This is a genomic window from Streptomyces sp. NPDC059564 (genome assembly GCF_042735575.1).
Lineage (GTDB): Bacteria > Actinomycetota > Actinomycetes > Streptomycetales > Streptomycetaceae > Streptomyces.
This window is the reverse complement of the sequence record NZ_JBHWBP010000210.1, coordinates 1-13,130: the sequence shown is the minus strand read 5'-3', so window position 1 is coordinate 13,130 and position 13,130 is coordinate 1. Positions and strand designations below refer to the sequence as shown.

The 13,130-nt window shown below is 72.2% G+C and carries 11 protein-coding genes and 1 pseudogene; 7 read left to right on the top strand and 5 right to left on the bottom strand.

The genetic code is table 11. The features are described from left to right. From kdpB to ACFV0Q_RS27960, 5 genes are all read right to left on the bottom strand, one after another. Positions 1 to 1,588 (bottom strand): potassium-transporting ATPase subunit KdpB (kdpB, locus tag ACFV0Q_RS27980; protein WP_385009131.1); only part of this gene is annotated, 1,588 nt, incomplete at its 3' end. Then, positions 1,585 to 3,249 carry a potassium-transporting ATPase subunit KdpA gene (kdpA, locus tag ACFV0Q_RS27975; RefSeq protein WP_385009130.1) on the bottom strand — a complete coding sequence of 555 codons (1,665 nt, stop codon included), beginning with the start codon at positions 3,247 to 3,249 and terminating at the stop codon, positions 1,585 to 1,587. The genes kdpA and kdpB, both read right to left, overlap by 4 nt. Positions 3,250 to 3,257: 8 nt before the next feature. After that, on the bottom strand, positions 3,258 to 3,347 hold the full coding sequence (kdpF, locus tag ACFV0Q_RS27970) for a K(+)-transporting ATPase subunit F (RefSeq protein WP_136227956.1): 90 nt from the start codon (positions 3,345 to 3,347) through the stop codon (positions 3,258 to 3,260). Next, positions 3,344 to 3,499, bottom strand: a complete 156-nt coding sequence (locus ACFV0Q_RS27965) for a hypothetical protein (RefSeq protein WP_385009129.1) — start codon at positions 3,497 to 3,499, stop codon at positions 3,344 to 3,346. The genes kdpF and ACFV0Q_RS27965 overlap by 4 nt, the downstream gene beginning before the upstream one ends. 96 nt (positions 3,500 to 3,595) lie before the next feature. Next, positions 3,596 to 4,339, bottom strand: a complete 744-nt coding sequence (locus ACFV0Q_RS27960) for a DUF4118 domain-containing protein (protein WP_385009128.1) — start codon at positions 4,337 to 4,339, stop codon at positions 3,596 to 3,598. 307 nt (positions 4,340 to 4,646) lie between these two features. Here ACFV0Q_RS27960 and ACFV0Q_RS27955 point away from each other — a divergent pair, with 307 nt between their 5' ends. From ACFV0Q_RS27955 to ACFV0Q_RS27925, 7 genes and pseudogenes are all read left to right on the top strand, one after another. Beyond that, on the top strand, positions 4,647 to 6,536 hold the full coding sequence (locus ACFV0Q_RS27955) for an APC family permease (RefSeq protein ID WP_385009127.1): 1,890 nt from the start codon (positions 4,647 to 4,649) through the stop codon (positions 6,534 to 6,536). Positions 6,537 to 6,673: 137 nt separating this feature from the next. After that, positions 6,674 to 6,858 (top strand): annotated as a pseudogene (locus ACFV0Q_RS27950) (Dps family protein); the annotation flags it as partial. A 53-nt stretch (positions 6,859 to 6,911) separates the two neighbouring features. Then, positions 6,912 to 7,280, top strand: a complete 369-nt coding sequence (locus ACFV0Q_RS27945; protein ID WP_385009132.1) for a hypothetical protein — start codon at positions 6,912 to 6,914, stop codon at positions 7,278 to 7,280. 254 nt (positions 7,281 to 7,534) lie between these two features. After that, entirely contained in the window at positions 7,535 to 8,614 is a 1,080-nt protein-coding gene (locus ACFV0Q_RS27940) for a phosphotransferase (RefSeq protein ID WP_385009126.1), read from the top strand. A 106-nt stretch (positions 8,615 to 8,720) separates the two neighbouring features. After that, a complete protein-coding gene (locus ACFV0Q_RS27935) occupies positions 8,721 to 10,037 on the top strand; it encodes an aspartate aminotransferase family protein (protein ID WP_385009125.1) in 1,317 nt (438 codons plus the stop codon). Next, complete coding sequence (locus ACFV0Q_RS27930; protein ID WP_385009124.1) at positions 10,034 to 11,815, top strand: 1-deoxy-D-xylulose-5-phosphate synthase N-terminal domain-containing protein; 1,782 nt, start codon at positions 10,034 to 10,036, stop codon at positions 11,813 to 11,815. The genes ACFV0Q_RS27935 and ACFV0Q_RS27930 overlap by 4 nt, the downstream gene beginning before the upstream one ends. Beyond that, a partial coding sequence (locus ACFV0Q_RS27925; RefSeq protein WP_385009123.1) for a glycosyltransferase occupies positions 11,796 to 13,130 on the top strand: 1,335 nt, incomplete at its 3' end. The genes ACFV0Q_RS27930 and ACFV0Q_RS27925, both read left to right, overlap by 20 nt.

Sequence of the window (13,130 nt, the reverse complement as noted above, 5' to 3'; positions counted from 1 at the left end):
GCTTGCCGCCCGCCTGTTCCCGCTTGATGAGGGCCATCTTGTCCTCGGGGGTGGCCTCCGCGAGGAAGTCGTCGACACCGGCCTCCTCGGCGATGGCCTTCGCGGTCAGCGGGTTGTCACCCGTGATCATGACCGTCTTGATGCCCATGCGGCGCAGCTCGTCGAACCGCTCGCGCATGCCCTCCTTGACGACGTCCTTGAGGTGGATGACACCGAGGACGCGGGCGCCCTTGTCGTCGTTGACGGCGACGAGGAGGGGCGTGCCGCCGGCCTCGGAGATCCGGTTGGCGAGGAGGTCCGCGTCGTCGGAGACATGGCCGCCCTGCTCCTTGACCCAGGTGATGACGGACCCGGCCGCGCCCTTGCGGGTCCGCTTGCCGTCCACGTCCACACCCGACATACGGGTCTGGGCGGTGAAGGCGATCCATTCGGCCTGCGACAGCTCGCCCTGGTGGCGCTCGCGCAGCCCGTACTTCTCCTTCGCGAGGACCACGATGGAACGGCCCTCGGGGGTCTCGTCCGCGAGGGACGACAGCTGGGCGGCGTCCGCCAGCTCCGCCTCGGTCGTGCCCTTGACCGGGACGAACTCGGACGCCTGGCGGTTGCCGAGGGTGATGGTGCCGGTCTTGTCGAGCAGCAGCGTCGACACGTCCCCTGCGGCCTCGACGGCGCGGCCGGACATGGCCAGGACGTTGCGCTGGACGAGCCGGTCCATGCCTGCGATGCCGATCGCGGAGAGCAGCGCACCGATGGTGGTCGGAATCAGGCAGACCAGCAGCGCCGTCAGGACGATCATGGACTGCTTGGCGCCCGCGTAGATCGCGAACGGCTGGAGCGTGACGACGGCGAGCAGAAAGACGATCGTGAGGGACGCGAGCAGGATGTTCAGCGCGATCTCGTTCGGCGTCTTCTGCCGGGCCGCGCCCTCCACCAGGGCGATCATGCGGTCGATGAAGGTCTCGCCGGGCTTGGTGGTGATCTTGACGATGATCCGGTCGGAGAGGACCTTCGTACCGCCCGTCACGGCCGAGCGGTCGCCGCCCGACTCGCGGATCACCGGGGCGGACTCGCCCGTGATGGCGGACTCGTCGACCGACGCGACGCCCTCGACGACGTCACCGTCGCCGGGGATGATGTCGCCCGCCTCGCAGACCACCAGGTCGCCGATCTTCAGCTCGGTGCCCGGGACCTGCTCCTCGCCCTTGCCGTCCTGGGTCAGGCGGCGGGCGACGGAGTCGGTCTTGGCCTTGCGCAGGGTGTCGGCCTGGGCCTTGCCTCGGCCCTCGGCCACGGCCTCCGCGAGGTTCGCGAAGATCGTGGTGAGCCACAGCCAGGCGGTGATCGCCCAGCCGAACCAGTCGGTCGGGTCCTTCAGGGCCAGGCCGGTGGTGACGACCGAGCCGACCAGGACCACGAACATGACCGGGGACTTGATCATGACGCGCGGGTCGAGCTTGCGGACGGCGTCCGGGAAGGACTTCAGCAGCTGCCTGGCGTCGAAGAGGCCGCTGCCCACGCGCCCGGCGCCCGGCTTGTGGGCGGTGGGCACGTCCTGGTGCGGAGCCCTCGTGGGTGTGGCGGTGCTCATGATGCGAGCCCTTCGGCGAGCGGACCCAGCGCCAGGGCCGGGAAGTAGGTGAGTCCGGTGATGATGAGGATCGTGCCGACCAGCAGGCCCGCGTAGAGCGGCTTGTCGGTGCGCAGGGTGCCTGCCGTCTCGGGGACGGGCTGCTGTTCGGCGAGGGAGCCGGCCAGCGCGAGGACGAACACCATGGGCAGGAAGCGGCCCAGCAGCATGGCGATGCCGATGGTGCTGTTGAACCACTGCGTGTCGGCGTTCAGGCCCGCGAACGCGGAGCCGTTGTTGTTGGCGCCCGAGGTGTAGGCGTAGAGGATCTCCGAGAAGCCGTGCGCGCCGCCGTTGGCCATGGAGTGGGCCGGGGTGGGCAGGGCCATCGCGGCGGCGGTGAAGCACAGCACCAGCGCCGGGGTGATGAGGATGTAGCAGGCGGCGAGCTTGATCTGGCGGGTGCTGATCTTCTTGCCCAGGTATTCGGGGGTCCGGCCGACCATCAGGCCCGCGATGAACACCGCGATGATCGCCATGATCAGCATGCCGTAGAGGCCGGAGCCGACGCCGCCGGGGGCGATCTCGCCGAGCTGCATGCCCAGCAGTTGGATCCCGCCGCCCAGACCCGTGTACGACGAGTGGAAGGAGTTCACCGCGCCGGTCGAGGTCAGGGTGGTGGCGACCGAGAAGATGGAGGAGGCGCCGATGCCGAAGCGGGTCTCCTTGCCCTCCATCGCCCCGCCCGCGGCCTGCAACGCCGGGCCGTGGTGAGCGAATTCGGTCCACATCATCAGGGCCGTGAAACCGAGCCAGATGACCGCCATCGTCGCCAGGATCGCGTAACCCTGCCGCAGGTTCCCCACCATCCGGCCGAACGTCCGCGTCAGCGCGAACGGGATGACGAGGATGAGGAAGATCTCGAAGAGGTTCGAGAAGGGGGTCGGGTTCTCGAAGGGGTGGGCGGAGTTGGCGTTGAAGTAGCCGCCGCCGTTCGTGCCGAGTTCCTTGATGACCTCCTGCGAGGCGACGGCGCCGCCGTTCCACTGCTGGGTGCCGCCGAGGAACTGGCCGACCTCGTGGATGCCGGAGAAGTTCTGGATCGCCCCGCATGCGACGAGTACGAGCGCGCCGAGTACGGAGAGGGGGAGCAGGATGCGGACGGTGCCGCGGACCAGGTCGGACCAGAAGTTGCCGAGCTCACCGGTCCGGGAGCGCGCGAAGCCCCGTACGAGGGCCACTGCCACGGCCATGCCGACGGCGGCGGAGACGAAGTTCTGCACCGCCAGGCCGCCGGTCTGCACCACGTGGCCCATGGCCTGCTCACCGGCGTACGACTGCCAGTTGGTGTTCGCCACGAACGACGCGGCCGTGTTGAAGGCCTGGTCCGGGTCGATCGACGCGAAGCCCAGCGAGCCGGGCAGGACGCCCTGGAGGCGCTGCAAGCCGTAGAGGAACAGGACGCCGACCGCGGAGAAGGCCAGGACACCGCGCAGGTAGGCGGGCCAGCGCATCTCGGCGTTGGGGTCGGCGCCGATCGCCTTGTAGATCCACTTCTCCGGTTCGTAGTGCTTCTCGGAGGAGTAGACGCGGGCCATGTAGTCGCCGAGGGGGCGGTAGGCCAGCGCGAGCGCGGCGAGGAGTGCGAGCAGCTGGAGCACACCAGCGGTTACGGGGCTCATGACAGTGCTCAGAACCTCTCCGGGTACACGAGGGCGAGGACGAGGTATCCGAGCAGGGAGACGGCCACGACGAGGCCGACGATGTTTTCGACGTTCACAGCTTGGTCACCCCCCGGGCGATGAGAGCCACCAGCGCGAAGATCGCGACCGTGGTGACGACGAAGGCCAGATCGGCCACCGTGAGCTCCTGGATGAAGAGGGAAGTAATGAATCGGCCAGCTGGCCGATCTCGAGACAACCGTGTCTTCACCCCGGTGTTAAGACGCCTTGACGGGCTCCATACGGGCGCGGGGGGTCTCTTAACGCCATCCTTGCGCCCCGGGCCTGTCGGCGGCCCCGGTCAGCCCTAGTGGGAGAGCCCGGACGTGTCCAGGGCGGCCCCGGCCTGTGCGGCCATCGCGACGGCCACGAGGCGCGCCTCCTCGGGCGGCAGGGGGCCCGGGCGCGGGTCGAGGAGGAAGCGGCCGTAGTAGTGGCCGCCGCCGACGATGCGCAGCTCGGTCTCGTCCTCGGGCCACTCGGCGTACTGCGTGATCCGCGTGCCCTGGCGCAGCCAGATGGCGCCGTCGTGCTCCAGTCGGGGCAGGTGACCGAGCAGGGCGCCGTACTCGAAGCGGCAGCCCCGCAGCCCCAGCAGCCCGACGAGCTCCCGGCGGACGCGCTCGACCACTTCCTGCGTGCTGCCGCCGCTCTCGGCGAGGCGGGCGGTGGCCTGGAGGCCCGACAGGTAGGCGGTGTCGTTGACCACGACCGTGCGGAGCCGGCGGGCGCGTACCGCCAGCTGGGAGACGATCAGTCCGACGACCAGCAGGAGGATCGCGGTCTGGACCTCGTCGCCGTCGGAGATGGCGAACTGCTGGTAGGGCCTGGTCAGGAAGAAGTCGTACCAGGCGGCCGCCGAGAGCGCGGCCCGCGCTCCGGCGGCCCGCGTGCCCGTGGCGGCGACGGCGACCACCACGACGACCATGATCAGGGCTTCGTTGGTCGCGGAGAGGCCCGTGCGGAAGGGCACGAGGGCGAGCGCCACGAGGAAGGGGGCCACGAGGGCCGCGAGCAGGGCCGCGCGGTCGTGGAGCCGGTACCCGGACATGTGGTGCCTCCTGTCCGGACGGGACGGGACGGGACGGGACGAGCTGGGACGGTGCGGGTCCTCGGCCCCGGGTCCTGGGTCCGATGGGGCCGGCGGGTTCGTGCCGCCCACCACCAGCGTGACCCCCTCCGGCGCGGGGCGCGCGGCCGCTGTCGAGGTCTTGACGCACCCCGTACGACTCCCGCCCCGGCGTCAGGAGCGCGTGAAGAGTGGCGCTGCGGGCGTATGGATCACGCCAAGACCCCTGGTCTTCCGGCCGTGCCCTTCGGACGCTGTCCTCACTTTGCCCACTCGGAGGAACGGCGACATGGCCATACACGCAGGAGAACCCACCACGGCCGCCCGGGGCCTGGGCCAGGAGGAACCCCCCGATACCGGCGCCACCGCGGCGCCGGACGCGGAGGAGCGGCACAAGCTGACCGCGGTGCAGGGGCTGGCCGCACTGTCCCTGGACGCGATGGCCTCGGTGGCGTACGGGCCGGAGTCGATCGTGCTGGTGCTGGCGGCGGCCGGCGCCTACGGCATGGGGTTCACGCTGCCCGTCACCCTGGCCATCGCCGCGCTGCTCGCCGTGCTCGTGGCCTCGTACCGGCAGGTCATCGCGGCGTTCCCGGACGGCGGCGGCTCGTACGCGGTCGCCAAGCGGCACCTGGGGCGGCGGACCAGCCTGGTGGCCGCGGCCTCCCTGGTGCTGGACTACGTACTGAACGTGGCCGTCTCGGTGACCGCCGGCGTGGCGGCCCTGACCTCGGCGTTCCCCGGCCTGCACGGCGAGCGGGTGTGGATCTGCCTCGGCGTGCTGGTGCTGGTCACGGCCGTGAACCTGCGCGGGGTCGTCGATTCGGCCAAGGCCTTCCTCGTCCCCACCGCCGTCTTCGTCGGGTCGATCCTCGCGATGGTCACGGTCGGTCTGTTCCGCGACGGCCCGGTCAGCACGGCCTCCGCCGCCGGACACGCCTCGGTGCTGGGCGAGGGCGCCACCACGGTGGGCGCGCTCCTGCTGCTGAAGGCCTTCGCGGCGGGATGCTCGGCCCTGACCGGTGTCGAAGCCGTCGCCAACGCGGTGCCTTCCTTCCGCGCCCCGGCCGCCCGTCGCGCACAGCGCACGGAGGTCGCCCTCGGGGCCCTCCTCGGCGTGATGCTGATCGGGCTGTCCATCCTGATCGGCCGCTTCCACCTCCAGCCCGTCGAGGGCGTCACCGTCCTCGCGCAGCTCGCGGACGCCTCCTTCGGGCACAACGCGGCTTTCTACGTGGTGCAGTTCGCCACCATGGTGCTGCTCGCGCTCGCCGCGAACACCTCCTTCGCCGGGCTGCCCGTGCTGATGAGCCTGCTCGCCCGGGACAACCACCTCCCGCACCTGTTCGCCCTGAAGGCCGACCGCCAGGTCCACCGGCACGGCGTCCTCGCGCTGGCGGTGGTTTCCGCCGCCCTCCTGGTGTTCTCCGGCGGCGACACCAACACCCTCGTGCCGCTCTTCGCGATCGGAGTGTTCGTCGGCTTCACGATCTGCCAGGTCGGCATGGTCCGTCACTGGTACGGGGAACGGCCCGCCGGCTGGCACGGCAAGGCCCTGCTCAACGGGTTCGGCGCGCTGCTGACCGGCGTGTCCGCGGTCGTCGTGACCGCCACCAAGTTCACCGAGGGCGCCTGGCTGATCGTCCTGGCCCTGCCCCTGCTCGTGCTCGCCTTCGAGAAGATCCACAGCGCTTACGCCGAGATCGGGGAGCGCCTGGAGCTGGGCTCCGTGCCGCAGGTCCCGCGACGGTCCCGCTCACTGGTCGTCGTACCCGTGTCCGGTCTGTCGAAGCTGACCTGTCAGGCGCTGACCGCCGCCCGGTCCCTGGGCGACGACGTCCTCGCGGTCACCGTGACCCACCCGGCGCCCGAGGACCGTGCGACGGCCGAAGCCCTGCGCCGGGACTGGGAGTTGTGGAATCCCGGCGTCGAGCTGGTCGAGCTGTCGTCGCAGGCGCGTTCGCTGGGCCGCCCGGTGTCGGCGTACGTACGCGAGCTCGGGCAGACGCATCCGGACGCCCACGTCACCGTCCTCATCCCGGAGACCGAGCCCGCCCGGCTGTGGCAGCGGCTGCTGCAGAACCAGCGGGGCTCCGTCGTCGCGCACGCGGTCCGCCGCGACACGGACGCGGTGATCTGCCGCCTGCGCTTCCGCATCACGGCGGGCTCCCGGCGTTGACGGGTCCCTCGACGCGGTCACCCCGGCCGAGCTCCAGCCGTTCGGGGCCTTTCTGCGACGAAACCGTTCAGCCTGACTTCACGGTTCCCGACCCCTCGAATTCCGAAAAACATGCATTTTGCACCGTCTTCTGGTCGATGGCCGCGCTGCAAGGCGCGCTGGTCGACCTGATCGACCTGGCTCGTCGCCAAGCAGGTCCACTGGAACGTCGTCGGCCCCCGCTTCCGCTCCGTCCACCTCCAGCTCGACGAGGTCGTCACCTCGGCCCGCGCCCACTCCGACGTGGTCGCCGAGCGCGCGTCGGCACTCGGCGTGCCCCCGTCCGCCGCCGAGGTGGCCGGGGGCACGGCGCGGTCGGCGAGTAGGGTCGGCCGCATGCCGACACCAGCACTGCGGGCGATCGAGTGGGACGGGACGGGGTGGGACGACCCCTCCGAGGACCAACTGCACGATCTGCTGGCCGATATGAGCCTGACCTGGCGATTCGTCATCGTCGAGCGCCTCGGCCTCGAACCCGCCGACCAGTACTACATGCAGGTCTACCTGAACGACGACCTGAGCTACCAGGTCGAATACCGCGAGGGCGGCCCGGACCGGCACTTCCAGGCCTGGGTGCCCAGCGACGGCGGGCCGTTCGCGGTGGAACCCGTCGCCACGGTCCTTCAGGACTGGGCCTTCGGCCGGCCGGGCTGGCGCGAGGCCCTGCCCTGGACTCCGTGGTCGCCGGCGGAACCGTCGCAGTGAACCCCGTGCGTGGTGTCCGGTCCGGGCGGAGGGGTGGGTTCCCCGGGCGGTCGCGGAGGGGCGCTGGTGCCCGGTCGGTTCCGCGCAACCCATTTGAGGGCGGCTCCGGTTGGGCTCGAGGGGATCGTGAGCGAGGCCGTAGTCGCCTCGGGAACAGTGCCTCGGGAAGCCCATTTGCCGCAGGAACGTCAATTGTCTCAAAAGGACCATAGGCCTCTTGCTTCTCGTACGTCACAGGAAGGGCAGGAGATCCCATGACCCTTGCCGCCCCGGCAGGAACGGCGGAGTGGGTGCGCCACGCCCTCGCCACGCACTGGGGCGAGGCGTGGGGGGAGGCCCGGCTGAGCCCGCTGACCGTCGGGGGCGAGGCCCCGCTCACGCATACGGCCGGGCTGTGGCGGGTCGCGGCGGCCGCCGGCGACCACGTGTTCAAGGCGCAGCTGAACTCCGAAGCCGTGCGGCCCGGGCGGTTCCACCCGCTCAAGGACCGGATCCTCGCCCACTGCGCCCGGCAGGGGGTGCCGGTCCTGCCCGTCGTACCGGCCGCCGACGGCCGTCCCGCCGTCCGCCACGACGGAGTCCTGTGCGAGATGTCGCCCCTGTGTCCCGGAGCGAAGGCGAGCGGCGGCCGCGAACAGGCCGCCGCCATCGTCGCCACCGGCCTGGACCTGCGCGCGGCGCTGGACGGCCTGCCCTCCGCGGTGGCCGACGAGCTGGCCGCCGTCCACCTGCCGCTGATGGTGGCGGAGGAGCACTGGCCGGCCGCCCTGGACGACGCCGAGCACCGTCTCCTGCCCAAGGCCGAGCAGAAGGCCGGCGATCCCTGGTACCGCGCCGCCGCCCGTGTGCTGCGTGAACTGGCCGCCTCCGCACCGCTGTTGAAGGGTGCGGCGTTCCCGGCCGAAGCCGCCGCCCCGCCCGCCGTCGTCCACGGCGACCTGCACGTGCACCACTTCCTGCTCGCCGAGCGCGGCACGCCCCGCGTCCTGGCCGTCCTCGACTTCGACAACCTCCACGTCGCCGACCGCCTGCTCGACCTCGCCTGGACCGCCGACACGGCGGTGCTCGCCTGCGGCGCGGACACCGGCGCGGCCCGCGACGTCCTCGCCGGCTTCGTGGGCTCCGGCCGCCGCCGCGGCCTGCTGCGGCCCGGCGACGAGGAACGGCTGATGCCCGTCCTGATGGCGCACTCGCTGCCGGTCATCGTGGACATCGCCAAGGACATCCTCGACCGCGGCATCCTCACCCCCCAGTGGCTCGCGTACTTCGAGCTGCTGTCCCCGGCGCGAAGACTCGCCGTCCACGGGCTGCTCACCGGCCCCGCGGCCCGCTGACCCCCGAGTCCCGCCGCCCCAGACCATCTCCCCCCGGCACGGGCCGCCTCGGCATGCCCGCGCCCCGCTCCACCCTGCCCGTCCCCTCTCCGTGAAGGAGCCGTACGTGACCACCACACCAACCGGACCCCTCTCGTCCTGGCCCTCCGACCTGTCGGCGTTCTGCTTCGAGGTACCGCACTCGTCCGAGGCGCTGCTCTTCGAATCCGGCAAGGGCATCCGCCTCTCCGACGCCGCGGGCGGCAGCTACCTGGACGCCCTCTCCGGCGTCTTCGTGACCTGCTTCGGCTACGACTGCGAGCCCATCGTCAGCGCCGTGACGGACCAGTTACGGACCCTGCCCTTCAACCCGCCCCTGCACGGCACCAACCGCCCGGCGCTGGCCCTCGCCCAGGCCCTCGTCGACCTGGCGCCGCCGGGCATCACGGCGGCCAAGCTGGTCAACGGCGGCTCGGAGAGCATCGAGGCCGCGATGCGCCTCGCCCGCCTGCACCACCATGCCCGGGGCAACCCCGGCAAGGTGAAGATCCTCAGCTACTACCACGGCTACCACGGGGCCACCTTCGGCTCCCTCTCCCTGACCGGGCGGCCCGACGTCACCCGCTTCGGGCCCGGGCTCCCGGGCGTCGTGCACGTGTGGCCGCCGGACTGCCTGGAGGCCTTCTGGGACGTGCCGCCGGAGAAGTCGGGCGCCCTCGCCGCCGCCATGATCGAGCGGACCATCGAGGCCGAGGGGCCCGACTCGGTGGCGGCGATCGTCATGGAACCCGTCATCCACCTGCGCGGCATGGCCATCCCGCCGGCCGACTACCTCGCCCGGATCCGGGAGGTGTGCGACCGCCACGACGTCCTGCTCGTCTTCGACGAGATCGTCACCGGCTTCGGCCGCACCGGAGCGCCCTTCGCGGCCCAGACCTTCGGCGTGACCCCCGACATCCTCTGCGTCGGCAAGGGCATCTCCGGCGGGTACGCGCCCCTGGCCGCCGTACTGATGTCCGAACGCATCGCCGAACCGCTCGGCGAGCACGGCGGACCGGTGTCCTTCGCCCCGTCCCACACCTACGCCGCCAACCCGCTGGCCGCCGCGGCCGGACTCGCCGCCGTCACCCTGTACCGCGAGGGCGGCTACGAGGAGCGGATCCGCGAACTGGCCGCCCACACCGGTGCCCGGCTCCGCGAGGTCGCCGGCGGGCGCGGCACCGTCCGGGCCGTGGGCCTGCTGTACGGGGTCAAGCTGACCGGCGGCGGCGAACGCCTCGGCGAGCGGGTCGCCTCGGCCTGCCTGCGCCGCGGCCTGATCATCCGTGGCCAGGACGACTGGGTGGTCCTCGCCCCCGCGTTCGTCACCACCACGGCAGAAGTGGACGAGATCACCGGCATCCTCGGCGAGGCCCTCGACGAGGTCTGCGGAGCCGACCGGTGAACGGCCTGTACGAGCGCTTCGCCGCACCCGCCCGCGAGGCGCTGCCCCGCCTCACCGACGCCGAACGGCGCGTGACCGAAGGGGAACTGGCGGAACTGGAGCTCCACGGCCACGACGGCGAACCCCTCCTGGACGCCCTGCGGAAGGTGGCCGCGCTGGTCCCCGAACGCCTCTACACGGACAGCGCCGAAGTCCTGCTGCGCATGCACGAGATCGCGGGCTCCGGGAACCTGCAGAGCAACCTCTCCTCGCTCGCCCTGGTCCGCGCCTGCTTCGCCCACGGCCTGGTGGGCGACGAGGGCGCGGGGCCCGCCGAACTGGTCGTCGGACGCGGGCACATCGCCCCGGCCTTCTACGCCGAACACTACGTGCGCGGCTCGCTCCCCTTCGCGCCCCTCACCACCCTGCACCAGGGCGGACTGACCGGCGTCGTCCACCGCGACCTCGGGTTCCGCACCACCATGCGCTACAGCCTCGGCGTCGGCGTCGCGCAGGCGGTCAGCCTCGCCTGGGACCTGACCCGGCGCGGCGAGGACCGCAAGGTCGTCTGCCTCGCAGGGGACGGAGAACTCCACGAAGGCGCCGCCTTCGAGGCACTGCGCTTCGCGCACGACGCGGGACTGACGAACCTGCTCCTGGTCGTCGACGCCAACGGCAAGGGCATCGAACCGCTGGCCAAGCCGCTCAACACCCCGTACCTGGCGGCCCATCTCGGGACCGTCGAGGAGGTCGACGGCCGCGACGACGGGGCCGTCGAGGCGGCCCTCGGAGAGCTCCTCGCCCGCCCCGGCCCGGCCGCCCTCGTCTGCCGCACCCACAAGGGCGACCACAGCTTCAAACCGGCGGGCGCCGCGCAGCCGCCCCCGGCGGTCCGGCCCGTACCGTCGTTCGCCTCGACCGCCGGGCGCATGCTGGCCGCCCACCGGGAACGCGCCGACGGCGAACTCGCCGTGTTCACCCCCGACATGGCCGCCCGGTTCGGGCTGGGCGGACACGTCCCGTACACGAACACGGGACTCGCCGAGACCCTCACCGTCGGCATGACGCTGTCCCTGCCCGACCACGTCACCAAGGTCGTGGCCACCGACGCCATGTACTACATGGACTCGCTGAGCATGCTCACCGAGGCCACCACCAGCGTCCGCAACCTCCTCGTCCTGGCCGGACGCAGCTGGGGCGCCTGGGGCGGCGCCCACAACGCCACCAACCTGCTCGGCCTGCTGCTGCACACCCGCGTCTACGAGCCCGTCACCACCGCCGAGTTCCACGCCTGCCTGGACCGGCTCGCCCGCGACCCGGCCACCACCCACGTCGTCAGCATGATCGACGCCGCGTTCGAACCCCCGGCCCTCGACTGCTCCGCCGACATAGACGGCGGCGTCTGGCTCACCCCGCCCGGGGAGGCCCCCGACGCCGCCGTGGTCACCTTCGGCTACGCGGGCGTGCTCGTCGCCGCCGCCAACCGGGACGTCGGCCTGCCGCACCTGCACTGCGCCGCGCTCGCCCCCCGGCTCGACCCCGCCACCCTCGCCGTCCTCGGGCGCGCCCGCCGAGTCCTGAGCGTCGAGTACAACGGCGCCGGAGGCGGCTTCGGGGAACGGCTGCGCGCGGAGCACCTGCTCCCGGTCGAGGTGCACGCCGTACGCCGGGACATCGCCACCCGCGTCCACCGCCACCAGCTGCCGCTGCACGCGATGAGCCCCGGCCTGCTGCGCGAGCGCCTCGCCCGGCTGGCGCAGAACCCGGAGGGATCCGCCCATGCGGCTGCATACGCATGACTACCGCGCCCCGGACACCCGGGGCATCGTCGACGGGGCGGTCCTCATGCACCGCGAGATGTCGCGGCTCCTCGCCCGCCGCGGCTCCGTCGTCCTGCACGACCTGACCTCGGGACCGGGCTGCGTCGCCGGACTCGGCGAGGACGACGTGGTGTACGCCGGCTCGGGACCGTACGCCTTCCTCTACCACCACTGGCGCGCACTCCACGGCGGCCGCTTCCGGATCGTCCGCGAGGCGCACACCGCGCTCTGGTCGGGCTACTGGGCGCAGGAGGAGCTGTGCGCTCCGCTGGTCAGGGACGGTGACCTGGCACTCTTCCCGACCGAGTACACGCGCCGGCTGTTCCTGCGGAACTTCCCGTCGTTGACGCCCGCCGGCTCCGCCGTGGCCTACCCCATGCTCGACCGGCTGCCGCGCAGGCCCGCACGCCCCCTCCCGCTGCCCGGAACACCGCTGCGCATCGGCTATCTGGGAGCGCTCTCGCTGGCCAAGAACTTCGACCAGGTCGTGTCGGTGTTCGCCCGCTGCCACCGGGAGTCGGGCGGCGCGGTCAGCCTGGTGTGCGCGGGCAAGCCCAACGACCCCCGCTGGGAGACCGCCGAGGTGCACGCCGCGCTGCTCCGGGACGGCGTGCCGCCCGAGGCGGTGCGCATGGAGGGGGTGCGCCCCCAGGAGGAACTCGGCGCCTTCTTCGACGCGGTCGACGTGCTGCTGTTCCCGAGCACCGCCTCGCGGGAGACCCTCGGCCGGGTGGTCCTGGAGGCCCTGGCCCACGGGGTCCCGGTACTGGCCGCGGCCGTCGGCCCCGCCGTCGAACTGCTCCCCGGCCGGAACCTGGTCCCCACCGCCCTCGACACGCACGACGGTTTCGACATGGGCCGCGTGGGCCCCCTGGGCCGGGTCGACGAGGACGTCCTGGTGGAGAAGCTGCTCACCCGGGACTTCGCCCCTGCGGCCCTCACGTCCGTCGCGCCCTACACGGACGCGACCTTCCTGCGGGCCCTCGCCGGGCACCCCGTCCCGGACCCCGTCGGCCACGACCGCATCCTGCCGGAAGCCGTCCGGGTCGCACCCCGCGCCACCGGCGCCCCGGACGCGGCGACGGCCACCGCCCTGTTCCGGGACTTCTTCGAACGCCGCGACGGGGCCCTGCACGCCGCCCTCGACGCCCTCGCCGACCGCACCGGCCACGACGACCCGGCCCTGCGCCGCATCGTCGCCGCACCGGAACGCAACCTGGCCGACTACCGGGCCTTCCCGAGGCTGCTGGACGCCCTGGTCCTGCCCCCGCTGACCTACACCCTCGCGCCCGCC